This is a genomic window from Streptomyces sp. NPDC033180, from assembly GCF_055577645.1.
The window spans coordinates 1-23,215 of the sequence record NZ_JBVIPU010000019.1 but is presented as its reverse complement, the minus strand read 5'-3'; the positions used below and the strand labels follow the sequence as shown (position 1 = coordinate 23,215).

The window sequence follows — 23,215 nt, the reverse complement described above, 5'->3', positions numbered from 1 at the left end:
TTTCACGAGGGTTTCAGCGCGATGCCCCAGCACGATGCCTCAGCGCGGTAGGTGCCTCAGCCCGCCGGCATCTCCTCGATCCGTTCGCGGTTGAGCAGGTACGTCGGCAGGTACGGCTGGGGCAGGGCGATGGGAAAGCCGTAGTCGTACGCCAGACTCGCGATCGCCAGCGGCCCCAGCGCCACCCGCGCGCGCGGCGCCGCCGAGTCGCCCCAGTAGGTGCCGTGGTGCGCGACAGCTTCGGCCAGGGCGTTGGCGAAGGCGTCGTGGTCGCGGGCGATCAGGCGGTGGAAGAGGGCGACGGGCTGATAGTCGATCAGGTCAGCGAAGTCCTTGGGCGTGTGGGTCAGGGACTTTGGATGAGACGTTTCCATGGTCGTGAGTAGCTTTGCCACGACGTCGTCCATGGGGCGCTCGGCCCAGTAGGTCTGCAGCGTGTCGATCCAGTGCAGTACGAAGGCGTCGACGGAATCGTCCTGCCGCAACACCTCCAGCGGCACCTCGCACAGCCGGTCGGCCCTGTCCTTCTGGCGGCACGCGACCGCTGCGTAGAAGGCATCGAGCCAGGCACGGGCGTCCGCGGGCGGCGCGGCCGGGGTCGCGGGCAACTGCCGCACGACGTCCTCGCCCAGGCGGCACTCCTGGGCCTGCGCACCGCTGAACAACGCCGTGCCGAGCTGTACGGCGATGGCCCAGGCGTCCCAGGTGTCGACGTGAGCCGCTCCGGGGTCGGCCGCGCAGTGGGCGTGACCGAGCGTGAGAGCCGACGTGAAGGCGTCGCTCAGTCCAGCCGGGTTCTCGGTGAGAGCGGCCAGGGCATCGGCCGTGGCGTGGGTGAGGGCCGCCACGTCGGGCGCCTTGGCCGCGGCGGCGGTGTCGAGTCGTCCGGCACGATCGAGGCGGACCAGGCCCTTCATGCGGGCGAGCAGTTCCGGTGGCGGCTGCAGGGAGAAGGAACGGGTGTCGTGGTCGATGACCGTGAGCGAGGTCAGGCGGCCCTGGTGCCACCAGTAGACGCGGGGGGGGACAGCTCGCCCGGCCCGTCCTCGTGGGCGCCGAGGCCGTACGCCGCAAGGCCGTTGACGGCGTCGACCACGGAACCGTCGACGATCGGGTGGTACGCCCAGCAAGTGCCGGGTGGGCACGACGAAGAGGGCTCCGGCATCCGGAAGCGACTCGCCGGTGACCTGCCGGACCGCTTCGGACAGGAACAGGGCCTTGCTCGCTATGAAGGGCGATTCGCCGTACAGGGAGTGCAGCAACGCGCCTCCCTCGATGGGTACTTCGTCGTGCTCGACGGGCACGCGCATCAAGTTCGCGTACGCCGCCTGCCCCAACTCCTGCGCCCCGACGCGCTCCACGTCGGAGTCGGTGAGCATGCGCACGCTGGTGGGCATGTCCAGGGCGTAGGCGAAGACGAGCCCCTCGGCCACCACGCGCGCGTAACTCATGGCCCCGGCGATCTCCGGCGTGAGCGAATCCGTGGGCAGCAGCCGCGCGTGCACACCGTCAAGAAGCTCCGCGGGACTCTCGCCGCCCTTGCTCCCCTCCTCCAAGCGGGCGAAATGGCCCTCGACCAGCTCGGGCCAGTGCTCCTGCGGCGCCTGGCGGCATATCTGCGCCAGGTTGTGAAGGGAGTAGTTGCGCCCTTCCCGTGCGTACGGGGCGGCCAGTGCCCGCAGGTGGGCGGACTGGGTAATGGTCAGCATCGGCAGGTCACGGTCAGGAGTGTCCGGTGTGCCAAAAGTGTTCTCTACGTTCACCGTTGCGACTCTACGAGACGTTCACCCGCAGCGACTCCACGAGCTGTGTGCGTGCGCTTCTGACGCCTGGGCGCACAGGTGGGCCTGCCCCGCGTAGCCGGAGAATCGTCAGGGAGTGTCACCGGACCAGTCCCAGCGACGCCGCCGGTCGCCGGGGCGCGGGTCGTACATCGCCCGCCCACCGGCACCGAACTTCCCCAGTTCCGTGGGCAGGGCGACGCCGGTGTCCATCTCACCCCTCGTCCAGCCGGTGATGTCGAGCAGCAGGCCGTCCAGCGGGCCGCCGACCAGCTCGGCGTAGTCCCGTCCCGGCTGCGGGCCCTGCCGGGGGTCGTCATGGTCCTGGCCGTAGATCCGGCCGCGCAGCAACTCCTCATCCCTGTCCATGCCCCCACACTCCCAGCCACCACTGACAATCCGGCTCCGCCCCAGGTCGCCGGGGGGCCGGAACCAGGCACTGGGCTCGCGGTGATCGGCCGGATGCCGTCTGTTCACGAGCGGGTGAGCGCCAATAGCCTGTGCGACCTTCGCGTACTGGGGGGTCTTGTGAACGGTCTCCGTGCAGTCGTTGTCTGCCTTGTGCTCACGTGTGCCGCGGTGGTGTCGCCGGCCGCCGCCGTGACGCCGAGCGGGACGTCGAACGCAGCGACGGACGCAGCGCCGAGCTGGTCGGCGCTGCAGGTGCCGGCGGCGGCCCCTCCGGTGACCGTGTCCGACCTCGCCGCCCGGGGGCGGGGCGAGGCCTGGGCGACTGGTTACGAGCACGCAGCCGATGGGCTGCGGCCGATGTTGTACCGGTGGGACGGCAAGACGTGGAGCCGGGACACGGCCTTCCCCGGTGCCGGTGAGCCGGGCTGGCTCGGCAAGGTGCAGTTCGTGGGCGAGGAAGTGTGGATCTTCCACAACCGCGAGGGTGCGGGAGAGATCCTGCGCCGGTCGGCGGGAGCGTGGAGTACCGTCCCGCTGCCGCAAACCCTGTCGGTCTACCAGGACTTCGCCGCGGTACCTGGCGCCGCGTGGGTGGTCGGTGAGGACGAGACCGGGCTGAAGGTGTTGCACTACGACGGTGCCGAGTGGACCACGCAGTCCGCCCCGGACGGTGTGCTCTACCTGATGGGGATCACGGCGCGTACGTCCACCGATGCCTGGGCCTGGGCGGATACCACTACCGGTACCGCCATCCTGCGCCGGGACGGCACGGCATGGCGGGACGCGAAGGTGCCGCTGCCGCCGAACAGCAACGTGCACACCATCCTGCTCGAACCGTCCGGCCGGGTCACGATCGGCGGCAGCCAGTACACCGATGGCGTGGCCCGCACCTACCTGATGACCTTCAACGGGCGGACCTGGCGCACCACTTACCCACCGCTGGGCGACACCTACACCGAGGCCGTGGTGCGCGGCCCGGACGGCGCGCTGTGGCTGCCGGTGCGCAGCGACCGCGCGTTCCAGTCGAAGTACGCGCGAGTGGACGGCACGCGCACCACCTTCTCCTACGGCCCGAAGCGCACCAACGCGATCGACGTCAAACCGCGTGCGCTGGCAAGGGCCGGGTCCGCACTGCTGTCCTTCGGGACTGTCGAGATCTACGGCTCGAAACCAAACCTGATGAGCGAGCGGCTGGGAGGCTGACCATGGTACGCAGACTTCTCGTCGCGGCCCTCGCCGTTGCCATGACCCTCATCACCGTCATGAGCTCGGCCGCGGCGGAAACCAAGTCCTGGCAACACGTTCCGGTCCCGGCCCAGGTACGACCCCAGGCCGGTCTCAACGAGGCTGTGGTGTTCGGGCCGAGCCGGGCGTGGGCGGTGGGCACCGACGCCGTCGGTCGCGAGGCGCCGGGCTACCCGCTGATGCTGCGCTGGGACGGAACCGCGTGGCAGCGCCGGAATCTGCCCGGGGTCCGCTGGCAGGGAGAGCTGCTGTCCATCGCCGCGACCTCACCGTCCGCGGTCTGGGCGGTCGGCCGCGACTCGGCGGGCGGCGCCCGCCTGCTCCGCCACGACGGCGACGCCTGGTCCGAGAGCCGGCCCCCGGGCGGTGTCGTGCTGACCAAGGTCGTCGCCGGTGGCGGCGAGACCTGGCTGATCGGTTCACGGGACGGCGCGCAGGTGTTGCTGCGCCGGGACGGGCGCGGCTGGCAGGAGGTGCCGGCGCCGCCGGGAGCCGTGTACGGCCTGCACATCCTGGCGGCCGACGACGTCTGGGCCGCGGGCGAGTCCAACTCGGGCGCCGCCGTGTCGCGTTGGAACGGGCGGGAGTGGCAGCAGACGATCGTGCACGGATTCCCGCGAGCGGCCGTGGGCAGTGTGCTCGCGGTCTCGCCGACAGAGGTCTGGGCGGGTGGCACGGACGGGTTCGTCGGTGGCCCGGTCGGCAAGCCGATTCCGCCCCTGCTGGTCCGCTTCGACGGACAGAAGTGGAGTCGGGTGGCCGTGCCCACCGACTTCGGCTCGATCAGCTCACTGGCGGCCGGCGCGTCCGGCGAGCTCGCCTGGGTCGCGGTGGTCCGCTCGCAGAAGTACGGCCCGCCGGGCAGCTGGCCGCCGTTCGTCCCGGGGCCGGACTTCCTTTCCTGGAACGGCCAGTCGTTCACCGAGTACAGCGAACCGGCGGTGGGCGGGGAGGGCGACTCCTCGCGGCTGCACCTGGCGCCGGTGCCGGGCACGGCGAAGGTGTGGTCGGTCGGCAGGGCCGCCGGACCTGAGGGCACCTTCGCTCCGCGTATCCTGCGGTTCGGCTGAGAGGCGCTGCCGTGCGGTTCGGCTGAGAGGGCGCTGCTGCTCGTCCTTGTCACCTCGGGTCTTCGTTCATCCCGGACCGGGACTCACTCCCCTCCCGGCAGCGGCAGTTCCGGATGGTGGCGCAGTGCCTCCAGTACGGCGCGTACCGCCGCGCGAGGCGGTGAGCCGCGGCGGATCGCCGCCGTGATGGAGCGGGTCACGGGAGTGGCCAGTTCCCTGGTGGCGACGCGGTAGCGGCGGTCGACCGCTAGGCCGGGCAGCAGCGCGATCGACAGTCCCGCCTCGACGTGCTGCAGCGTCATCATGTAATTGCTGAACCGGCACACCACGCGCGGTTCGAAGCTCGACTGACGGCACAGGCGCAGCGCGAGATTGGCCATGTACGACTGCGGAATGTCGAACGCCCACGACTCGTCCGCGTACGCCGCGAGGTCCGCGGCACCGCGGCCGACCGCCGGATGCCCGGGCGGGACCACCAGCAGGATCGGGTCCGTGGCCAGCGGCACGAGGTCGAGGTCCGGTCCGAGTGGCAGCTCGTCGAAGTCCGTGGTCGTGATGATGATGTCCGCGTCGCCGCCTCGCAGCGCGGGCATGCTCGCGTGCGGCTCCAGTTCGAGGAGTTCGACGTCGAGGTGCGGATGCTCGCGCGCGAGGCGGCCCACCGCCGGCACGGCCATGGTGTGGATCGCGCTCTGGAAAGCCCCGAGACGCACCAGGCCGGCTGGTTCGTCGCCGAACCCGCGCAGCTCCGCCTCCACGCTGTTCATGTGGTCGAGGATCGTCCGCGCCCGGCGCGCGAGGATCAGCCCGGCCGGGGTCAGCCGCACCCGGCGCCCCGTGCGTTCGAGCAGCTGCGTGCGCGTCTCCGTCTCGAGCACGGCCAGCTGCTGGGACACGCTCGACGGGCTCAGGTTGGCGGCCTGGGCGACCGCCCGGACGGTGCCCAGTGTGTCGAGCTGGCTGAGGAGCCGCAGCCTCCAGGGGTTCATCACGCCCCTCATTGTTGTGCGGTTTTCCCGAACAGGAAAGCCGGAATCGTGAGATGGACGTGTCGCTCGGCTGCCGCCTACCGTCGACGGCATGACCGCTTCGACCACCGCCCTGCCGTCCACCGACACCTTCTGGGCCGATGCCGAGAGGCATCTCGTGCGCTACGGCGGCGAGTTCACCCCCGAGGTCATCGACAGCGCCGCCGGAAGCTTCGTGTTCACCGCGAGCGGCCGGAAGATCCTCGACTTCACGTCCGGCCAGATGAGCGCGATCCTCGGCCACTCGCACCCGGAGATCGTCGCGACCGTCCAGCAGCAGGTCGCGACCCTGGACCACCTCTTCAGCGGCATGCTCAGCCGCCCGGTGGTCGACCTCGCCCGGCGTCTCGCGGACACCCTGCCCGCGCCACTGGAGAAGGCGCTGCTCCTGACGACCGGCGCCGAGTCCAACGAGGCCGCCATCCGGATGGCCAAGCTCGTCACCGGCAAGCACGAGATCGTCTCGTTCGCGCGCTCCTGGCACGGCATGACACAGGCTGCCGCGTCAGCCACGTACAGCGCGGGGCGCAAGGGCTACGGGCCCGGAGCACCCGGTAATTTCGCCATCCCCGTGCCGAACTCCTACCGGCCCGACTTCACCACGGACGACGGCTCCCTGGACTGGCGGCGCCAACTGGACTTCGCCTTCGACCTGATCGACGCCCAGTCGACCGGCAGCCTGGCCGCGTGCCTCGTCGAACCGATCCTCAGCTCCGGCGGCATCATCGAGCCGCCGGCCGGATACTTCGCGGCGCTGAAGGCCAAATGCCATGAACGCGGCATGCTGCTGATCCTCGACGAGGCCCAGACCGGCCTGTGCCGCACAGGGACCTGGTACGCGTTCGAGCGCGACGGCGTCGTCCCCGACATCCTCACGCTCTCCAAGACGCTGGGCGCGGGGCTGCCCCTGGCCGCCGTGGTGACCAGCGCCGAGATCGAGCAGGAGGCGCACGAGCGCGGGTTCCTGTTCTTCACGACGCACGTCGCCGACCCGCTGGTGGCCGCGGTCGGCAACACCGTCCTCGACGTCCTGAGCCGCGACAGGCTCGACGAGCGGGCGCGGTCGCTCGGCGCGTTCCTCCACCGAGGCCTGACGGACATCGCCTCGCGGCACACGGTCGTCGGCGACATCCGCGGCCGTGGCCTGCTTGCCGGGCTCGAACTCGTCGTCGACCGCGACACCAAGGAGCACTCGAACGAGCTGGGCGCGCTGGTCACCCGACGCTGCCTCGAACTCGGGCTGCATATGAACATCGTCCAACTCCCCGGTATGGGCGGGGTGTTGCGGATGGCGCCGCCACTGACCGCCACCGAGGATGAGCTGTCGCTCGGCCTGACGATGCTTGACCAGGCGATCGGCGAAGCCTGCGCCGCCCTCTGAGGTTCAGCGGCTGGTTCGACGACTGGTTCGACGGCTGATCCGACGGCTGATCCGACGGCTGGTTCAACGCCGCAGACTGCCGGCGTTGGACTCGCGCTGCGCGAAGACGTCCTCGCGGCGCTCTTCCATCTGCCGCAAGGCGTCCTTGCGGTGCCGCTTGGAGAGCCGGTCGAGATACGTGTGTCCGACGAGGTGGTCGGCCTCGTGCTGCAGGCACCGGGCGAAGTAGCCCGTGCCCTCGATGACGAGAGGGGTGCCGTCCTTGTCGAGACCACGGACAAGGGCACGGTCGGTCCGTGGAACTGCCATGGTCGCACCCGGCACGGACAGGCAGCCCTCGAATTCGTCGACCAGACGGCGGCTGCCCGGACCGGGCAGCTCCAGGACGGGGTTGATGATGTGGCCGACGTGCCGGATCCCGTCGTCGTCCGGGCAGTCGTAGACGAACAGCCGCAGGTCGACGTCCACTTGGTTGGCGGCGAGGCCCGCGCCGTCGGCCACGTACATCGTCAGGAACATGTCGTCGATGAGAGCCGACAGTTCCGCGGTGCCGAACTCGGTCACCTCCCGGCACGGACGGCTCAGGATCTCCTCGCCGACCACCGTGACCCGGCGCACCGCACCGCGTTCCGCCTCCGGTGGCAGTGCGGGATACGTGTCGACGGGCCGGCCTTGCACACGGACGAACCGGTCGTGACTGACGGACATCTCTGTCTCCCCACACTTCCCGCGACTTGCCAAGACCTTTGCAAAGTAGCAGAGTTTGCAAAGTGACTGAAGATGACCTCACTTCCTCCCCCGCCACCGGCGACGGCACGAGTGGCGCCCTGCGCGAGCACGAGGTCCGTACGGCCCTGATGGACCTGCTGGCCGAAGTCGGCACCGTGACGGCGACCGAAGCCGCCGCCCGGCTGGGCTACAGCTCGGGGCTCTGCTCGTTTCACCTCCGGCAGCTCGCACGTCACGGACGCATCGAGGAGGCCCCTCACCACGGGGGCCGCGCACGCCCCTGGCGCCTCAGGCAGGACGCCCCCACGGACGGCGGGACCGTGCGGGACGCTTTCGGCGACCTGGCCCGCGGCCTGGAGGACGAGAGCTGGCAGCGATGGCTCGCCCAGCGCGACGGGGCGCCGGCCGAATGGCGCCGTGACGAAGCCTTCAGCGCGATCGCCTACCTGACGCCGGAGGAGATGAGCCGGGTCGCGGACACCGTCCGCCGGGCGCTCGCTCCCTACCAGGACCGCGAGCAACGCCCCCTCGCCAGGCCTGACGGAGCCCGCCCGGTGGCTCTCATCACCCGGCTGTTCCCCCTCCTTTCGCAGCCCGGTCCCGATGCGACCGGGGGAGGCACTCCCCCGGCAGGTACCTAGTTGGTACCTTGGAGGCATGCCGTCTCTGAACGTGACCTTCACCGACGAGGAGCTCAAGGGTGTCCGCGCGGCCGCGGCGGCCGAGGGCAAGAGCCTCAAGCAGTACCTGCACGACCTCGGGGTACGGGAAATGGAGCGCCAGAAGTTCGTCGCGGGCGCCTCCACCTGGGCCGACAGGCTGCGGGCCGAGTTCGACGCGGCCAACCCCGAGGAGATTCCGCCCTCCGCCCGTCACGAGGGGTCCGCGGCCGCCTGATGGTTCTGTACGTAGACGTGTCCTGGCTCCTGGATGTCCAGGAGTTCGCTGTCGCCCCCGAGGACATGACGGTGTCGGACTACTCCGCGCTGGTCGCCGCGGTCGCACGCCACAAGACGAAGCTGCCGACCCTGGAGTCCGCCGACCCGGACGCCGCCTGGCGTGCCGCCGCCCTGCTGCACACCATCGTGCGCCTGGAACCACTGCCCTACCGCAACAGCCTGTACGCGGCGTTAGTCGCGGCCCAGTACATGGACCAGTCGGGCGAGGGCATCGATCCGCCCTACGGAGCACTGTCCGACCTCATCCGAAAGATCCGTGACAGCCGGATGAGCGTCTACGCGGTCGCCGACCGGATCAGGTCCTACAAGGTCTGATCCGGTCACCCCACCAGCAGCACGAGCTTCCCGCGCACGTGACCGCCCTCGCCCGCGCGGTGCGCTGCCGCGATCTCCGTGAGTGGGAAGGTCCGCGCGACCGGGAGTGGCCCTCGCGCTTCTTCCAGTCACTCGCCGGACGCACGCACGGCGATCCGGGCTTCGCCGGGACCTGGGTGCGGGTCGGGGAGATCCACGATCTCGAGGACTTCCGGGCCCCCGAACCGACTGGAACGAGCCGCCCTCATCATTCGCTCCCCCGACGAGCGAACGCGCTGCTCTTGAGCGAGGACAGCAGGTGGGCTGTGTCGTCGTACACCTCAGTCGCTCCGGCCCGGGAGAGGTCGTCCCGGGGGATGCCGCCGCTGAGCACGGCCAGGGGGGTGACGCCCGCGCGACGTGCGGACTTCATGTCCCAGACCGAGTCGCCGACGAACACGCTGTCCCGCGCCTTCGCACCCGCCAGGTCGAGCGCGTGGGAGACGGGCTCCGCGGCGGGTTTGCCCTCGTCGACGTCGTCGGCGCTCGCCGTCGCGGTGATGACGTCGTCCGCGTCGACGGCGGCGCGCAGCGCGTCGAGTTCGGCGCCGCCCGCGGAGGTGGCGAGGACGATGGTCCACCCCTCACCCGCGAGGGAACGGAGCAGCTGCCCCGCGTTCTCGAAGGCTTCGAGCCGGTCGAAGTGGGTGCCGTAGAGCGTCTTGTGCGCGGCGCTGATGGTGTCGTCCTGTTCCGGGTCGCGGTCATCGCCGAGGACGTGTTCGATCAGGTCGGTGCCACCCAGGCCGATGGCGTGGTGCACGGCGCGCATCGGCACCCGGTGACCTGCCTGCCGGAAGGCCTCCCACCAGGCCGTGACATGCAGGTAGTTGGTGTCGACGAGCGTTCCGTCGACGTCGAACAGGGCGGCACGCTTCACGAGGGCTCCCTTCACGATCTCTGTTCCCGGTCTTCCACAGTGGCGCAAAAGTGGCGGCCTGTCATTCCGCTTCGCGGGTACCCGGCGCCTCGCTTCCCGCTCGTCCCACCCGTTTGCCCACCCTGGCACCGAGGAGACCCGGATGACGTTCCACCGCCGTGAGCAGCAACGTGTTCGGCCGGAGCGGTACAGGGGCGCGGACCGTTGAGGCGGCGCTCCCTGCTCTCCGGGGCACTGGTCGGCGTCGGGACCGCGGCGTTCGTCGACGAGATGGTGTTCCATCAGCTGCTGCACTGGCACCACTTCTACGACAAGGCGTCGAGCGAGGCAGGTCTGGTCTCCGACGGGATCTTCCATGCCTTCGGCTGGCTGGCGATGGTGGCGGGCCTGTTCCTGTACGCGGATCTGTGGCGCCGTGGCGCCCGCCACCTCACCGCCTGGTGGTCGGGCCTGTGTCTGGGGCTCGGCGGCTTCCAGCTGTACGACGGCACGTTCCAGCACAAGGCGCTGGAGCTGCACCAGATCCGCTACGGCGTGGAGCTTGCGCCGTACGACTGGACCTGGAACGTGATCGCCGTACTGTTCCTGCTCGCCGGAGCGCTGCTGCTGGTCCGGGCCCGCCGATGACGGCTGTGGTTCTTCTCGTGGCCGTGGGCTGTCTCGGCTATCTGGCGGCGGCCCGGCAGCTGCGTCGGCGCGGCGACCGCTGGCCGCACCGGCGTGACGCGGCGGTCGGGGCGGGCGGTGCGACCCTCATGGTCTCGGCCGCCGCTCCGTGGGACCAATGGCCGCCGTTCACCGGGCACATGGCCGTCCATCTGGGCACCGGGATGATCGCGCCGCTGCTGTTCGTCCTTGGGCGGCCCGTGACGTTGGCGCTGCGCGCACTGCCGGTGGGGCCTCGGCGGCGGCTTCTCGCCTGCGTACGTTCCCGGCCCGCCGCCCTGCTCATGTGGCCGCTCCTGGCCGCGCTCCTGCACATCGCCGGGCTGTGGGCGGTGTACCGCACGCCGCTCATGGCCGCCGCGCATCACCGGCCGTGGCTGGACACGCTCGTCAGCGTGCACCTCCTGGCCTCCGGCACGCTGTTCGCCTTCGCCGTCCTGGCCCTGGATCCGCTGCGCCACCGCGCCGGATTCGCACTGCGGGGCGGGGCTCTCCTTGCCGCGTCGGCCGCGCACGGCATCCTGGCCAAGTCGCTCTACGCCGCGGGCCCGCCCGGCACCTCCTTCGCCGAGGCCGACCTGCACCTGGCGTCGTATGTCATGTACTACGGCGGGGACGTGGTCGGCGTCGCGCTGGCCGTGCTGCTCGGTCACCAGTGGTACGCGGCCGAGGGGCGAGCCCTGGTCCGGTCCCGGCGCACCCACCGCGCGAGCGCGGAGGGTCCAGGTGCGCCCCAATCGGGCCCACCTTCTCGGTCGCGCCCGGCTTCTTCGTAAATAGGTACGCCCTGTACCGCCGCCGCGTACCGGAGGCCCCGAGGGGTACCCGGCACGCACCCCGTTCCCGGAATCCGGAGGTCACATGCTGTCCGAGACCGTCACCGTACCCAGCGGCGAGGGGGCACTCATCGGTGAACTGACCGTCCCGGACACAGTGTTCGGCGTCGCCGTCCTCGCCCACGTCAGCGACAGTTCCCGGCACAACCACCGCAGCCGGGCCGTGGCCGGCACACTGCACGACTCCGCACTCGGGACACTGCGCATCGACCTGCTCACCGCCGACGAAGCGGCCGCTGACAGGGCAACCGGCGGACAGCACAGCGACGTCGATCTGCTGACGCATCGGCTGATCGCGTCCGTCGACTGGCTCGCCCCTCGCGTCTCCGATCTACCGGTCGGTCTGTTCGGTGCGAGCACGGGAGCGGCTGCCGCTCTCGGGGCCGCCGCCGCCAGGCCGGGCCTGGTGGACACGGTGGTGTGCCCCGACGGCCGCCCCGACCTGGCCGGAGACTACGTGCTGGGCCATGTGCACGCCCCGGTCCTGCTCCTCGTCGGGGGGCGCGACACCGAGGTCCTGCGACTCAACAGGGAAGTGGCCAACCGGCTTCGTGTCCTCAGCCGACTGCGCGTGATCCCCGACGCGACGCACCTGTTCGAGGAACCGGGAGCGTTGAACGAGGCCGCCTCCGTGGCGGCCCGGTGGTTCGCCGGTATGGGGCAGGCGGAGATCTGAGCGTCCCCGGCCACTGACGGAGGAGCACGCCACCCTGAATGTGACCGGCATCACAGTGCGCCATCCCACATCCTCAGGTCATCATATGACCCGATCGCCGCACGGATTCAGAGCCGGGCAGCACCCCCGGGCAGCAACCCGGGGCGGCTCGGCACAGCACAGCGAGACGAGGATGGGCATGGACGACCAGGACAGGCCGGCTCAGCCGCGCGTAGGCGTGGTGGGGCTCGGGGCCATGGGACTCGGCATGGCGCGGAGCCTGCGGGACGCGGGGTTCGATGTAGGTGTCCATGATCTGCGCCCCGACGTGGCCTCGGCCTTCGCCGAGGAGGGTGGCACCGCCTTCACCTCCGCCGGTGAACTGGCGGCCTGTGTCGACGTGCTGGTCGGCGTCGTGGTCAACGCGGCGCAGGTCGAGTCGGTCCTGTTCGGTGACCTCAGCGGTGGCGGCGCGGCCGAGCGGCTGCAGCCCGGTTCCGTCTATGTCATGTGTTCCACGGCCGACCCCTCCTGGTCCGCCGACCTGGAGCGGCGGCTGGCCGAGCAGGGCGTGCTCTACCTGGACGCTCCCATCTCAGGTGGCGCCGCGCGGGCGGCAAGTGGGCAGCTCACCATGATGACTTCGGGCGCTCCCACGGCGTACGCGATCGCCGATCCGGTGCTCGAGGCCATGAGCGGCACGGTCTACCGCCTGGGCGACGAGGCCGGGATCGGTTCCAAGGTCAAGGTCGTCAACCAACTGCTCGCGGGCGTGCACATCGCCGCGGCGGCGGAGGCCATGGCACTGGGCATCAAGGCGGGCGTACCCGCCGACGCGCTCTATGAAGTGATCACGCACAGCGCCGGCAACTCGTGGATGTTCGAGAACCGCATGGCGCACGTGCTCGCCGGTGACTACACGCCCCTTTCCGCGGTCGACATCTTCGTCAAGGACCTGGGTCTTGTGCTCGACGCGGCCCGGCCGGAGAAGTTCCCGCTCCCCCTGGCGGCCACCGCCCATCAGATGTTCCTGCAGGCGTCGGCCTCCGGCCTGGGCGGCGAGGACGACAGCGCGGTGATCAAGATCTTCCCGGGGGTCGAACTGCCAGGACAGGACGCGGACAGCGAGCCGACCGGACAGGAGGAGGTCTGACATGGAACTCCGACCCGACGTGGGACTCCGACTCGGCTGCATCGCCGATGACTTCACCGGCGCCACGGACCTGGCCAACAACCTGGTGCGCGCGGGCATGCGCGTCGTCCAGCTGATCGACGTGCCGCCCACCGGCACCGAAGGGGCTGTCGACGCGGACGCCGACGCCGTCGTCATCGCGCTCAAGTCGCGGACCACCCCGGCGTCCGAGGCCGTCACGGCTTCGCTGCGGGCGCTGGAGTGGCTGCGCTCCGCGGGCGCCGAGCAGATCTACTTCAAGTACTGCTCGACCTTCGACTCGACGCGGGCCGGCAACATCGGTCCCGTCACCGAGGCCTTGATGGACGCCCTCGGCACCGATTTCACGGTCGCCACCCCGGCGTTTCCCGACAACGGGCGCACCGTGTTCAAGGGCCATCTCTTCGTCGGCGACGTGCTCCTCGGCGAGAGCGGCATGCGGCATCACCCGCTGACGCCCATGACGGACTCCAACCTGGTGTCCGTGCTGGGTGCGCAGACCGCTCGTCCGGTCGGTCTCATCGACCACACCGTGGTCGCCGCAGGTGCCGAGGCGATCCGGGAACGCGTCGAGACGCTGCGCGGGGAGGGTGTCGGCGCCGCGATCGTCGACGCCGTGTCGAACGACGATCTTCTGCGGCTCGGTGCGGCGGTCAAGGGGCTGCCGCTGGTGACCGCCGGGTCGGGTCTGGCGATCGGCCTGCCCGCGAACTGGGGGTTCGAGCCGTCCCCCGCCGCCGCCCAACTGCCCCCGCCCGGCGGCCATCAGGCCATCGTCTCCGGGTCGGTGTCCACCGCCACCAACGGTCAGGTCAGGGAGTTCCTGCGCGGCGGCAGGCCCGCGTTCAGCGTGGACCCGCTGCGGATCGCGGCCGGCGAGGACGTGGCCGCGCAGGCTCTGGACTTCGCCGCCGCGCGGCTGGCCGACGGGCCGGTCCTCGTCTACTCCACCGAGGCACCCGAGGCGGTCAGGAACGTCCAGGGCCGCCTCGGTGTCACCGAGGCCGGTGAGCTCGTCGAGCAGACGCTGGCCCGCGTCGCCCGGGGGCTCGTGGAGCTGGGTGTCCGTCAGCTGGTCGTCGCCGGTGGCGAGACCTCGGGCGCGGTGGTCCAGGCCCTCGGCCTGACGGGCCTGCGCATCGGACCGCAGATCGACCCCGGCGTGCCCTGGTGTGCGGCGGCCCTGCCCGGCGGGGACCCGCTCCACATCACGCTGAAGTCCGGCAACTTCGGCGGCCCCGATTTCTTCACCGCTGCCTTCGCCCGCCTCGACGGGGCAAGGGCATGACCGATCCGTTGAGCGCCGAAGTGGCCGCGGCACGCGCCGAGATCGTCCGTGTGGGTACCAGCCTGTTCACCCGGGGGTACGTCCACGCGAGCGCCGGCAACATCAGTGCGCGGCTCGGCGACTCCCACCTGATCACGCCCACTGACGCCGCCCTGGGTTTCCTGGAGCCGGAGCGCCTCGCCCTGGTCGGTGCCGGGGGCGTACAGATCGCGGGTGACCGCGCCAGCAAGACCCTCACCCTGCACCGGAGTATCTGTGCCGCCGACCCCACGGCACGGTTCGTCATCCACACCCACTCCACGCATCTCGTCGCGCTCACCCTGGCCGGCGTGTGGAGTCAGGACGATGTGCTCCCGCCCCTCACGCCGTACTACGTCATGAAGGTCGGGCACGTCCCGCTCATCCCCTACCACCGGCCCGGCGATCCCCGCGTGGCCCACCTGGTGGCCGGCCATATCGCTGATCGTGCGGCGGGAGGCACGCCGATCAGGGCCGTGCTGCTCGACCGTCTCGGCCCGGTGGTCTGGGGCCCGGACGCCGCTTCCGCTCTCGCCGTCCTCGAAGAACTCGAGGAAACGGCACGCCTCTGGCTCCTGACCGACCGTCGCCCCGAGCCGCTCCCCTCCCCCGCTCTCGACGAACTCAAGGACGTGTTCGGCGCCTCCTGGTGACCGCACGCCGCCCGTCGGAGAATCCCCTGAGCCGCAGTAAGGATTCCGCATGTCCACGTCCACCGAGACGGCCGAGACCCCCGATCTCGCCCGTGAGAACGCCGTGTTCCGCAAGGTCGTTCTCCGTATCGTCCCCTTCCTTGTCCTCTGTTACGTCTTCTCCTATCTGGACCGCGTCAACGTCGGCTTCGCGAAGCTGCAGATGTCCGACGACCTGGGCCTGAGCGAAGCGGCGTACGGCCTTGGCGCCGGTCTGTTCTTCATCGGCTACTTCATCTTCGAAGTCCCCTCGAACCTCATGCTGCAACGCGTGGGCGCGCGCACCTGGATCGCCCGGATCATGATCACGTGGGGCCTTGTCTCCGGGGCGTTCTCGTTCGTCACGAACGAGACGACGTTCTACGTGCTCCGCTTCCTCCTGGGAGCCGCGGAGGCCGGCTTCTACCCGGGTGTGATCCTCTACTGCACGTACTGGTTCCCCTCCCACCGCAGGGCCCGCGTCATCGCGATGTTCATGTCGGCGATCCCGGTGGCCGGCATCTTCGGCAACCCGCTCTCCGGCTGGATCATGGACACCTTCGACGGGGTCAGCGGATGGCAGGGCTGGCAGTGGATGTTCCTGCTCGAGGCGATTCCGGCGCTCCTCATCGGTGTCGCGACGATGTTCTACCTCGACAACGGCGTGCGCAGCGCCAAGTGGCTCTCCGATGACGAGAAGGACATCGTCGAGGCGGCGATCGCCAGGGACACCGCGCACCAGAAGCACGGCCGCGTATGGGACGGCTTCCGCGACGCCAAGGTGTGGCTGATGTGCCTCATCTACTTCTGCTTCGTGATGGGCCAGTACGCCCTGACGTTCTGGATGCCCACCTTCGTCAAGTCGACCGGCATCGACGACAACTTCACGATCGGTGTGCTCAGCGCCGTGCCGTTCGTGGCCGCGCTGATCGCGATGAACCTGTTCGGACGCTCCGCGGACAAGCGCCGCGAGCGCCGCTGGCACCTGGTCGTCCCCAGCCTCATGGGCGCCGTCGGCTTCTCCCTGGCCGCCGGCTGGAGCGGGTCGACCGTGCTGTCCCTGATCGCTCTGTCCTTCGCCGCGGCGGGCGTGCTCACCTGCGCGCCGCTGTTCTGGTCGCTGCCCACCGCGTTCCTCGGCGGCACCGCCGCGGCGGCCGGGCTCGCCCTGATCAACTCGGTGGGCAACCTCGCCGGCTTCGTCAGCCCGTACATGATCGGCGGGCTCAAGGACGCCACGGGCTCGACCTCCATCCCGATGTACGTCCTTGCCCTGAGTCTGGTGATCGGCGCGGCCGCCGTGCTGACCACCAAGAAGGACGTCGTCAACCGTTGACCGGGTCCGGTCCCGGCCCCATCACAGGAGCAAGCATGCCGAGGTTCGCCGCGAACCTGTCCATGATGTACACCGAGTACGACTTCCTCGACCGCTTCGCCGCGGCGTCGGCGGACGGCTTCGACGCCGTCGAGTACCTCTTCCCCTACGCCTACGAACCCGCCGAGCTGCGCCGTCGGCTCGACGAGCACGGCCTGCGGCAGGTGCTGTTCAACGCGCCTCCCGGCGACTGGGAGTTGGGGGAGCGTGGCATCGCGTCGCTGCCCGGCCGCGAGGAAGAGCTCCGCTCCGGGATCGAGCGGGCCCTGGAGTACGCCGACGCGCTCGGCTGCGGCCAGGTGCACGTGATGGCAGGTCTCCTGCCACCGGAAGCCGCCCCCACCCAGCGAGCCGCGCACCGCGCGACGTACCTGTCCAACCTGGCGTGGGCCGCCGAACGGGCTGCCGCCGTCAACGTCGACCTCCTGATCGAGCCGATCAACGGCCGTGACATGCCGGGCTACTTCCTGCACCAACAGGCCGATGCCCACGCTCTCGTACAGGAAGTGGGCGCGGCGAATCTCAAGGTGCAACTCGACCTGTACCACTGCCAGATCGTGGAGGGCGACCTCACCACGACACTGCGCCGCGACCTCCCCACAGGACGCGTCGGCCATCTGCAGGTCGCCGGAGTTCCCGACCGCCACGAGCCCGACCGGGGCGAACTCGATGTCCGCCATCTCTTCGACGTCATCGACGAGTTGGGCTTCGACGGGTGGATCGGCTGCGAGTACTTCCCGCTGGCCGGTACGACTGAGGGGCTCGGCTGGCTCAAGAACCATCGCTTGCTCAAGAACGACCGAGGAGAAAACGCATGAGGATCGTCATCACCGGTGGCTTCGGCTTCCTGGGACGGCGGGTCGCCGACGCCCTGCTTGAGCGGCGGACCCTGTGCGGGGCGCCCATCGGCCAACTGGTGCTCGCCGACCGGTTCGTGCCGGACGCGGCGCCGGTGGCCGCCGACCCGCTCGTGGACGTCGTCCAGGGCGACCTGAGCGAGCGCCTCGACGAGATCTTCGCGCGGCCGGTGGACGTCCTGATCCACCTGGCGTCGGCCGTCTCGGCCGAGTGCGAGGCCGACTTCGACCTCGGCATGAGCGCCAACCTGGACACCACCCGCGCGCTGCTGGACGCCGCCCGCGCGCAGTCTGCCGCCGGCGGGCCGACACCCCGGGTGGTGTTCTCCAGCAGCGTCGCGGTCTACGGCTCCGACCCCGCGCTGCCGCTGCCGCCCGTGGTCAGCGAGTCGACGCTGCCGACGCCGCAGTCCAGCTACGGAACCCAGAAGCGCGTCTGCGAGCAGCTGGTCGCCGAGTACACCCGGCGCGGTTTCGTCGATGGACGCGTGGCACGCCTGATGACCGTCGCGGTGCGTCCCGGCAAGCCGAACGCGGCCGCCTCCGGCTTCCTGTCCGGCATCATCCGCGAGCCCCTTTCCGGCCTGCCGGCCATCTGCCCGGTCAGCCCTGACCTGCGGGTCGCCCTGGCATCGCCGCGGCGCACCGTCGAGGGCATCCTGCGCATCGCCGAGGCCGGGCGCGGCAGCGGCACCGGCGAGCTGGAGGGCGGGCTTCCGGTCAACCTTCCGGCGCTGACGGTGACGGTCGCGGAGATGCTGGGCACGTTGCGCCAAGTGGCGGGCGATGCCGTCGCCGACCGGGTGACGATCAGGCCCGACCCCGCCGTCGAGGCCCTCGTCGGCTCGTGGCCGGCCGTCTTCGACAACGCGCGCGCCACAGCTCTCGGCCTGCGCCCCGACGAAAGCTTCGAGTCGGTCGTCCGGGCATACGTCGAGGACCACCCCGAGGCGGTCGCCGTCGGTGTGCTGCCCGCGGCCGGGGCGATCGGGGCCTGACGGATAGACTGATGAACATGTTCTCCAAGGTGAGTGGCCCCATTCGGCTCGCGGACCGGGTCGCCGCGATCCTCTCGGAGGAGATCGAGTCGGGGCGTCTCGCCGAGGGCGACAAGCTGCCGACCGAGGTCGAGTTGGTCAGGCAGCTGGGCGTCAGCCGCACCGTGATCCGCGAGGCCGTCTCCCGGCTCCGGAACGCGGGCCTGGTCGAACCACGTCAGGGCCGGGGTGTGTTCGTGATGCCCCGGCGCACCAGGCCGCTCGATCTGGAGGCCGAGGCCTCCGGCACCAAGTCCAAGGTGTTGCAGATCGTGGAGGTCCGCCGCGCCATGGAGGGCGAGGTGGCTTCCCTGGCGGCCACCCGGGCCACGGCGGACGATGTCGCCCGGATGCGGCAGTCGCTGGCCGCGATCGACGAGGCGGTGGCGGGCGGCGGCGACGGGGTGGACGAGGATCTGGCGTTCCACCAGTCGATCGCCGAGTCGACGGGCAACCCGGTGATGGTCTCGACCGTGCGGTACTTGGGCGAGGTCATGCGCGGCGGCATCCGGGTCACGCGGGCCAACGAGGCGCGGCGCGACGACTTCATCGAGGCGGTGCGGGTGGAGCACCACGCGATTTTGGCGGCCATCGAGTCGGGCGACACGGAGGCGGCCCGCAGCGCCGTACGCCGGCACATGAAGCACGCGGCGTCCCGGCTGCAGGACGCGGACGAAGGCTTCTGGACGGAGACGGACGATCTCAAGGTGGACTTGGACCACCGGTGACCTGCTCGCGTCACCTGCCCGAGGGGCGGGAGAGGACGACGAGGGACCGCGGGCCCACGCTCAGGGTCGTATCCGCCTTGTGCTCGGTCTCGTCCGGCGGGCCGGCGGCTTCGGTCGTGTCGAGCAGGGTCGTCCAGCACGATCCGTAGGTGGCATCGGGGAGCCGGAACTCCATGGGCTCCCAATAGCAGTTGAACAGTACGAGGAAGGAATCGTCGACGACGGTCCGGCCGACGCGGTCCGGTTCCGCGATGGCATCGCCGTTGAGGAAGACGGCGACCGCGTGTGCGTCGGGCCGGTCCCAGTCCGCCGTCGTCATCTCGGCTGCGTCCGGGCGCAGCCAGACCAGGTCCGGCAGCGGCTGCCCCTGGTGCGTGACGGTATCGCCACGGAAGAAGCGGCGGCGGCGCAGTATCGGGTGTTCGGTGCGCAGTGCCACCACCCGGCGGGTGAAGTCCAGCAGATCCGCGCGTTCCTCGTCGAGGTCCCAGTCGATCCACGACGTCTCGTTGTCCTGGCAGTACGCGTTGTTGTTGCCGAGCTGGGTGCGGCCGAGTTCGTCCCCGTGGCCGAGCATCGGAATGCCCTGGGACAGCATCAGTGTCGCGAGGAAGTTGCGCTGCTGCCGTGCGCGCAGGGCGCGTACCTCGGGGTTGCGTGTGGGGCCTTCCGCGCCGCAGTTCCAGGAGCGGTTGCTGCTCTCGCCGTCCCGGTTTCCCTCGCCGTTGGCCTCGTTGTGCTTGGTGTCGTACGAGACCAGATCGCGCAGGGTGAATCCGTCGTGGGCGGTGATGAAGTTGACGCTGGCGCGCGGACGGCGCCGGTCGCGCTGATAGAGGTCGGCGGATCCCGTAAGGCGCGAGGCGAACTCCGCGAGGGTGTGCTCGCCCCCGCGCCAGAAGTCCCTGACACAGTCGCGGTACTTTCCGTTCCATTCGGACCACAGCGGCGGGAAGTTGCCGACCTGGTAGCCGCCGTCACCGAGGTCCCACGGTTCGGCGATCAGTTTCACGCGGCTGATCACGGGGTCCTGCTGGATGAGGTCGAAGAAGGCCGAGAGCCGGTCCACCTCGTGGAACTGCCGGGCCAGGGTGGCGGCCAGGTCGAAGCGGAATCCGTCGACGTGGCACTCGGTGACCCAGTACCGCAGTGAATCCATCAGCAGCTGGAGGACGTTGGGGTGGCGCATCAGCAGGCTGTTGCCGGTCCCCGTGGTGTCGTAGTACCGACTGAAGTCCTCGTCGGACAGCCGGTAGTAGGACGCGTTGTCGATGCCGCGGAAGGAGAGGGTGGGGCCCTTCTCGTTGCCCTCCGCGGTGTGGTTGTACACCACGTCCAGGATCACTTCGAGGCCTGCCGCGTGCAGGGCCTTCACCATGGACTTGAACTCGGTGACCTGTTGCCCGAGCGTTCCGTGGGCCGCGTAGGTGTGATGCGGCGCGAAGAATCCGATCGTGTTGTAGCCCCAGTAGTTGGACAGGCCCTTGTCGAGCAGGAATCCGTCCTGGACGTACTGGTGCACCGGCATCAGTTCGACCGCGGTGACCCCCAGGGAGGTCAGGTGGTCGATGACGGCCGGTGCGGCCAGGCCCGCGTAGGTGCCGCGGAGTTCTTCGGGGACGCCGGGGTGGGTACGGCTCAGACCGCGTACGTGCGTCTCGTAGATGACCGAGTCGGCGTAGGCGTGCGAGGGCGGGCTGTCTCCGGTCCAGTCGAAGGACGGATCGACGACGACACCGCACAGGGCGGCCGGCCCGCCGCCGTCGCGGGACGCCGCGCCCCGAGCGGGCGCCCTCTTCCGCGGCCCGTCGTCGGCCAGGTCGTGGATCGCCCTGGCGTAGGGATCGAGCAGGAACTTCTCCGGGTCGCAGCGATGACCGGCGGTGGGCATCCACGGCCCGTGCACCCGGTATCCGTAGCGCTGGCCCGGGCCGACGTCCGGCAGGTAGCCGTGCCAAACCGAGCCGTCGGCCTCCGTGAGCGTCACGGCGCGCTCGGCACCGTCCGCGTCGAGCAGGACGAGGTCGATCTGCTCGGCCACCTCACTGAACAGGGCGAAGTTCGTACCGTCGCCGTCGTACGTGGCGCCGAGCGGGAAGGGTCGGCCGGTCCACACGCGCACAAGGTCTCCCGTCGTCGTCCGCTGGTGCCCCTGGTCCGACCATCGGGCATGCGGCGGGTGCGCGCCCTTTCGGGAGCGCACCCGCCGCACACGGTCCGGTCAGGCGGGACCGGCGACTTCGAGGGGCGTCGTCCGCTCCGGTGCACCCACGCCGACCGGCTGCGGAACGCCGCGGGGCAAGGGCCGTGCCTCGATCGTGATGGGTGCCGGGCCCTTGGGGACCAGCGGTTCGCGGACCTCCGTACGACTGCGCAGCGAGAACCAGACGATGTGCTTGTCGGCGGCGGTGCAGCTGCCCCACCCGTCACTGAGCGCCGCGATCTCGGCCAGGAAGTCCGGCTCGACGCGGTGCTCCCTCTCGGTGGCCGGGTCGCCGTGCGAGACCGCGGTGATCAGATGCTGTCCGGTCCACCATGTCTCGATCGCGGTCCGGCCCGCGGAGGTGTTCCGTGCCGCCGGCTCCAGGAGGAGACCGACACCCCGCGACACGTCCGGAACGAGCTGTTGGAGCCCCCAGTACCTCAAATGGGCGGCCAGGATGCGTCGGATCTGACCGACGCGTTCAGGCACCAGATCCACGTCGAGGTGGTAGTAGCGGGGCACTGCGTGGTGGTTCATCGTTGTTGCTCCTCACCGCGGAGCTCGCGCTTTTGACGCTTCGACGGAGCCGAAATGCGCACAGAGCGTGAGCAGTGTTCGCTTGAGAGTCAGCACCACCTTCACCCCTCTACTCCATTCGTGCAACACGAGAGTGATCGGCCGAGCGCGCTGCGTTCAACAGGACGGGGCGCGCTTCACCTCGCACCATGAGGGAGGGAGCAAACCCGCTGTGACGGCGCGCTCCCCCTCCGTGAACGGCCCGCGAGTCCCGCCGGGACTCGCCGTCGCGGGGGTCCGGGAGGTCGAGTGCGATGCGGATGGAGCGCGCCACAGAAGACGTCGATCGGCAACTGGTGAGGTACCGCGCGTGGCAGCGCCGCTTCCTCGCCTCACCCGGCGACCCCGCGGTGCGCGCGCGGTTCGAGGACGCCGTGGCCGCACTGTGCGCGGTGACGAGCGAACGCTGCGGGCGGGAGGCGGCCGAGGCCGCGGAACGCCCGCCGCGGGGCGACTGACGCAGGAGACGAAGCCGCAAGGAACGAAGTCGAGCCGAACAACGCACCGGAGGACCCCGGAGGTGGACAGCATGTCGGTGGACCCCAGCCACGTCCGCATCCCCATCGAGGATGTGCGGCCCTGTGTGCATGGCGGCCTGCGCCCGGCGAAGGCAGTGGTCGGCGAAGCCGTCGAGGTCACGGCCCTCGTGTTCGCCGAGGGCTCCGCCGTGATCGGCGCCGAGGCGGTCCTGTTCGCGCCCGACGGCCGCACCACTCGCCGCCGGGCCATGCGGGAGACGGAGGCGGGGACGGACCGGTGGGCCACGGATGTCACCCCGGACGCGGTCGGCCACTGGACCTTCACCGTCGCGGCGTGGACCGACCCCATGGCCGCCTGGCAGCGCGACGCGGTGATCAAGGTGCACGCCGACGTGGACACCGGAGTCACCCTCGAAGACGGGGTCCAGCTCTTCGAGCGGGCCGTCGACCAGGCACCCGACGACGCGGCGCGCTCCACCCTGCGGACGGCGCTCGGTCTGCTGCGCGATGACACCCGCACCCCGCTCGACCGCCTGGCGGCGGCCACGGCACCGGAGGTACGCGCGTTCCTGGCGGCCCACCCCTTGCGCGAACGCCTCACCGAGAGCGCGCCGTTGCCGCTGCTCGTGGAGCGGGAGCGGGCCTTGTTCGGGTCCTGGTACGAGTTCTTCCCGCGCTCGGAGGGCGCCGTCGTCCGCGAGGGCGAGCCCCCGCAGTCCGGCACCTTCCGCACCGCCGCCGAGCGCCTCCCGGCCATCGCCGCGATGGGCTTCGACGTCGTCTACCTGCCGCCCATCCACCCCATCGGCACCACCTT

General features: G+C 70.4%; 26 protein-coding genes and 1 pseudogene. 18 read left to right on the top strand and 9 right to left on the bottom strand.

Annotated elements, in window-relative coordinates:
- Positions 1-56 precede the first annotated feature (56 nt).
- Positions 57-1,763 (bottom strand): immunity 49 family protein, encoded by a 1,707-nt coding sequence (locus ACZ5WE_RS34470; protein WP_467694508.1) that lies wholly within the window; start codon positions 1,761-1,763, stop codon positions 57-59.
- Between the two features lie 108 nt (positions 1,764-1,871).
- Complete coding sequence (locus ACZ5WE_RS34465) at positions 1,872-2,150, bottom strand: hypothetical protein (RefSeq protein ID WP_467694510.1); 279 nt, start codon at positions 2,148-2,150, stop codon at positions 1,872-1,874.
- Between the two features lie 159 nt (positions 2,151-2,309).
- On the opposite strand from ACZ5WE_RS34465, the gene ACZ5WE_RS34460 reads away from it, so the two are divergent.
- Together ACZ5WE_RS34460 and ACZ5WE_RS34455 are read left to right on the top strand one after the other, a co-directional pair.
- On the top strand, positions 2,310-3,395 hold the full coding sequence (locus ACZ5WE_RS34460) for a hypothetical protein (RefSeq protein WP_467694512.1): 1,086 nt from the start codon (positions 2,310-2,312) through the stop codon (positions 3,393-3,395).
- Positions 3,396-3,397: 2 nt separating this feature from the next.
- On the top strand, positions 3,398-4,507 hold the full coding sequence (locus ACZ5WE_RS34455; protein WP_467694514.1) for a WD40/YVTN/BNR-like repeat-containing protein: 1,110 nt from the start codon (positions 3,398-3,400) through the stop codon (positions 4,505-4,507).
- 83 nt (positions 4,508-4,590) lie between these two features.
- Here ACZ5WE_RS34455 and ACZ5WE_RS34450 read toward each other — a convergent pair whose 3' ends face one another.
- A complete protein-coding gene (locus tag ACZ5WE_RS34450; protein WP_467694516.1) occupies positions 4,591-5,496 on the bottom strand; it encodes a LysR family transcriptional regulator in 906 nt (301 codons plus the stop codon).
- A 91-nt stretch (positions 5,497-5,587) separates the two neighbouring features.
- Here ACZ5WE_RS34450 and ACZ5WE_RS34445 point away from each other — a divergent pair, with 91 nt between their 5' ends.
- The gene (locus tag ACZ5WE_RS34445) at positions 5,588-6,916 is read left to right on the top strand and encodes an aspartate aminotransferase family protein (protein WP_467694518.1); all 1,329 of its coding nucleotides are present in this window, start codon (positions 5,588-5,590) and stop codon (positions 6,914-6,916) included.
- A gap of 63 nt (positions 6,917-6,979) precedes the next feature.
- Here the strand turns inward: ACZ5WE_RS34445 and def are convergent, their stop codons facing one another.
- Complete coding sequence (gene def / locus ACZ5WE_RS34440) at positions 6,980-7,624, bottom strand: peptide deformylase (RefSeq protein WP_467694520.1); 645 nt, start codon at positions 7,622-7,624, stop codon at positions 6,980-6,982.
- A gap of 62 nt (positions 7,625-7,686) precedes the next feature.
- Between def and ACZ5WE_RS34435 the strand changes: the two genes are divergently transcribed.
- Genes ACZ5WE_RS34435 through ACZ5WE_RS34425 form a run of 3 tightly spaced genes read left to right on the top strand, consistent with a single transcriptional unit; the run spans position 7,687 to position 8,919 of the window.
- Positions 7,687-8,286, top strand: a complete 600-nt coding sequence (locus tag ACZ5WE_RS34435) for a winged helix-turn-helix domain-containing protein (RefSeq protein ID WP_467694522.1) — start codon at positions 7,687-7,689, stop codon at positions 8,284-8,286.
- Positions 8,287-8,302: 16 nt separating this feature from the next.
- Positions 8,303-8,542: a hypothetical protein gene (locus ACZ5WE_RS34430; protein WP_344521400.1), complete on the top strand. Its 240-nt coding sequence runs from the start codon at positions 8,303-8,305 to the stop codon at positions 8,540-8,542.
- A complete protein-coding gene (locus tag ACZ5WE_RS34425; RefSeq protein WP_467694523.1) occupies positions 8,542-8,919 on the top strand; it encodes a toxin Doc in 378 nt (125 codons plus the stop codon). Before ACZ5WE_RS34430 ends, ACZ5WE_RS34425 begins: the two co-directional genes overlap by 1 nt.
- A 5-nt stretch (positions 8,920-8,924) precedes the next feature.
- On the opposite strand, the gene ACZ5WE_RS34420 is transcribed toward ACZ5WE_RS34425, so the two are convergent.
- The 3 genes and pseudogenes from ACZ5WE_RS34420 to ACZ5WE_RS34410 form a co-directional block, all read right to left on the bottom strand.
- Positions 8,925-9,047, bottom strand: a complete 123-nt coding sequence (locus tag ACZ5WE_RS34420) for a zinc-binding dehydrogenase (RefSeq protein WP_467694565.1) — start codon at positions 9,045-9,047, stop codon at positions 8,925-8,927.
- Positions 9,029-9,167: pseudogene (locus ACZ5WE_RS34415) on the bottom strand (NADP-dependent oxidoreductase); the annotation flags it as partial. The pseudogene ACZ5WE_RS34415 and the gene ACZ5WE_RS34420, both read right to left, overlap by 19 nt.
- Positions 9,167-9,838 (bottom strand): HAD family hydrolase, encoded by a 672-nt coding sequence (locus tag ACZ5WE_RS34410; protein ID WP_467694524.1) that lies wholly within the window; start codon positions 9,836-9,838, stop codon positions 9,167-9,169. The pseudogene ACZ5WE_RS34415 and the gene ACZ5WE_RS34410, both read right to left, overlap by 1 nt.
- Before the next feature lie 204 nt (positions 9,839-10,042).
- Between ACZ5WE_RS34410 and ACZ5WE_RS34405 the strand changes: the two genes are divergently transcribed.
- The 10 genes from ACZ5WE_RS34405 to ACZ5WE_RS34360 all read left to right on the top strand — a co-directional run bounded on the left by ACZ5WE_RS34405 (position 10,043) and on the right by ACZ5WE_RS34360 (position 19,140).
- Positions 10,043-10,465 carry a DUF2243 domain-containing protein gene (locus ACZ5WE_RS34405; protein ID WP_467694526.1) on the top strand — a complete coding sequence of 141 codons (423 nt, stop codon included), beginning with the start codon at positions 10,043-10,045 and terminating at the stop codon, positions 10,463-10,465.
- Positions 10,462-11,280 (top strand): cytochrome c oxidase assembly protein, encoded by an 819-nt coding sequence (locus ACZ5WE_RS34400; RefSeq protein WP_467694528.1) that lies wholly within the window; start codon positions 10,462-10,464, stop codon positions 11,278-11,280. Before ACZ5WE_RS34405 ends, ACZ5WE_RS34400 begins: the two co-directional genes overlap by 4 nt.
- A gap of 85 nt (positions 11,281-11,365) precedes the next feature.
- A complete protein-coding gene (locus ACZ5WE_RS34395) occupies positions 11,366-12,016 on the top strand; it encodes a dienelactone hydrolase family protein (RefSeq protein ID WP_467694529.1) in 651 nt (216 codons plus the stop codon).
- 178 nt (positions 12,017-12,194) lie between these two features.
- Positions 12,195-13,148 (top strand): L-threonate dehydrogenase, encoded by a 954-nt coding sequence (gene ltnD, locus ACZ5WE_RS34390; RefSeq protein ID WP_467694531.1) that lies wholly within the window; start codon positions 12,195-12,197, stop codon positions 13,146-13,148.
- 19 nt (positions 13,149-13,167) lie between these two features.
- A complete protein-coding gene (otnK, locus tag ACZ5WE_RS34385; protein ID WP_467694567.1) occupies positions 13,168-14,454 on the top strand; it encodes a 3-oxo-tetronate kinase in 1,287 nt (428 codons plus the stop codon).
- Positions 14,451-15,125 carry a class II aldolase/adducin family protein gene (locus tag ACZ5WE_RS34380; RefSeq protein ID WP_467694533.1) on the top strand — a complete coding sequence of 225 codons (675 nt, stop codon included), beginning with the start codon at positions 14,451-14,453 and terminating at the stop codon, positions 15,123-15,125. Before otnK ends, ACZ5WE_RS34380 begins: the two co-directional genes overlap by 4 nt.
- Before the next feature lie 49 nt (positions 15,126-15,174).
- Positions 15,175-16,479, top strand: a complete 1,305-nt coding sequence (locus ACZ5WE_RS34375; RefSeq protein ID WP_467694535.1) for an MFS transporter — start codon at positions 15,175-15,177, stop codon at positions 16,477-16,479.
- 35 nt (positions 16,480-16,514) lie between these two features.
- A complete protein-coding gene (otnI, locus tag ACZ5WE_RS34370) occupies positions 16,515-17,336 on the top strand; it encodes a 2-oxo-tetronate isomerase (protein ID WP_467694537.1) in 822 nt (273 codons plus the stop codon).
- Positions 17,333-18,373: a D-erythronate dehydrogenase gene (gene denD, locus ACZ5WE_RS34365; RefSeq protein WP_467694539.1), complete on the top strand. Its 1,041-nt coding sequence runs from the start codon at positions 17,333-17,335 to the stop codon at positions 18,371-18,373. The genes otnI and denD overlap by 4 nt, the downstream gene beginning before the upstream one ends.
- Before the next feature lie 17 nt (positions 18,374-18,390).
- Complete coding sequence (locus ACZ5WE_RS34360) at positions 18,391-19,140, top strand: FadR/GntR family transcriptional regulator (RefSeq protein WP_467694540.1); 750 nt, start codon at positions 18,391-18,393, stop codon at positions 19,138-19,140.
- 10 nt (positions 19,141-19,150) lie between these two features.
- Here ACZ5WE_RS34360 and glgX read toward each other — a convergent pair whose 3' ends face one another.
- Together glgX and ACZ5WE_RS34350 are read right to left on the bottom strand one after the other, a co-directional pair.
- A complete protein-coding gene (gene glgX / locus ACZ5WE_RS34355) occupies positions 19,151-21,256 on the bottom strand; it encodes a glycogen debranching protein GlgX (RefSeq protein WP_467694541.1) in 2,106 nt (701 codons plus the stop codon).
- Between the two features lie 105 nt (positions 21,257-21,361).
- Complete coding sequence (locus tag ACZ5WE_RS34350) at positions 21,362-21,880, bottom strand: pep a2 (RefSeq protein WP_467694543.1); 519 nt, start codon at positions 21,878-21,880, stop codon at positions 21,362-21,364.
- 293 nt (positions 21,881-22,173) lie between these two features.
- Here ACZ5WE_RS34350 and ACZ5WE_RS34345 point away from each other — a divergent pair, with 293 nt between their 5' ends.
- Positions 22,174-22,377 carry a DUF5133 domain-containing protein gene (locus tag ACZ5WE_RS34345; protein ID WP_467694545.1) on the top strand — a complete coding sequence of 68 codons (204 nt, stop codon included), beginning with the start codon at positions 22,174-22,176 and terminating at the stop codon, positions 22,375-22,377.
- A gap of 71 nt (positions 22,378-22,448) precedes the next feature.
- On the top strand, positions 22,449-23,215 hold a 767-nt coding region (locus ACZ5WE_RS34340; RefSeq protein WP_467694547.1), incomplete at its 3' end, for a maltotransferase domain-containing protein.

Bases quoted from the DNA above. Each gene is read 5' to 3' on its own strand.
- ltnD (WP_467694531.1), top strand. From the start codon at position 12,195: ATGGACGACCAGGACAGGCCGGCTCAGCCGCGCGTAGGCGTGGTGGGG.
- ACZ5WE_RS34395 (WP_467694529.1), top strand. From the start codon at position 11,366: ATGCTGTCCGAGACCGTCACCGTACCCAGCGGCGAGGGGGCACTCATC.
- otnI (WP_467694537.1), top strand. From the start codon at position 16,515: ATGCCGAGGTTCGCCGCGAACCTGTCCATGATGTACACCGAGTACGAC.
- denD (WP_467694539.1), top strand. From the start codon at position 17,333: ATGAGGATCGTCATCACCGGTGGCTTCGGCTTCCTGGGACGGCGGGTC.
- ACZ5WE_RS34345 (WP_467694545.1), top strand. From the start codon at position 22,174: ATGCGGATGGAGCGCGCCACAGAAGACGTCGATCGGCAACTGGTGAGG.
- ACZ5WE_RS34455 (WP_467694514.1), top strand. From the start codon at position 3,398: ATGGTACGCAGACTTCTCGTCGCGGCCCTCGCCGTTGCCATGACCCTC.
- ACZ5WE_RS34450 (WP_467694516.1), bottom strand. From the start codon at position 5,496: ATGAACCCCTGGAGGCTGCGGCTCCTCAGCCAGCTCGACACACTGGGC.
- ACZ5WE_RS34350 (WP_467694543.1), bottom strand. From the start codon at position 21,880: ATGAACCACCACGCAGTGCCCCGCTACTACCACCTCGACGTGGATCTG.
- ACZ5WE_RS34445 (WP_467694518.1), top strand. From the start codon at position 5,588: ATGACCGCTTCGACCACCGCCCTGCCGTCCACCGACACCTTCTGGGCC.
- ACZ5WE_RS34380 (WP_467694533.1), top strand. From the start codon at position 14,451: ATGACCGATCCGTTGAGCGCCGAAGTGGCCGCGGCACGCGCCGAGATC.
- def (WP_467694520.1), bottom strand. From the start codon at position 7,624: ATGTCCGTCAGTCACGACCGGTTCGTCCGTGTGCAAGGCCGGCCCGTC.
- ACZ5WE_RS34375 (WP_467694535.1), top strand. From the start codon at position 15,175: ATGTCCACGTCCACCGAGACGGCCGAGACCCCCGATCTCGCCCGTGAG.
- ACZ5WE_RS34400 (WP_467694528.1), top strand. From the start codon at position 10,462: ATGACGGCTGTGGTTCTTCTCGTGGCCGTGGGCTGTCTCGGCTATCTG.
- ACZ5WE_RS34360 (WP_467694540.1), top strand. From the start codon at position 18,391: ATGTTCTCCAAGGTGAGTGGCCCCATTCGGCTCGCGGACCGGGTCGCC.
- ACZ5WE_RS34425 (WP_467694523.1), top strand. From the start codon at position 8,542: ATGGTTCTGTACGTAGACGTGTCCTGGCTCCTGGATGTCCAGGAGTTC.
- ACZ5WE_RS34465 (WP_467694510.1), bottom strand. From the start codon at position 2,150: ATGGACAGGGATGAGGAGTTGCTGCGCGGCCGGATCTACGGCCAGGAC.
- ACZ5WE_RS34430 (WP_344521400.1), top strand. From the start codon at position 8,303: ATGCCGTCTCTGAACGTGACCTTCACCGACGAGGAGCTCAAGGGTGTC.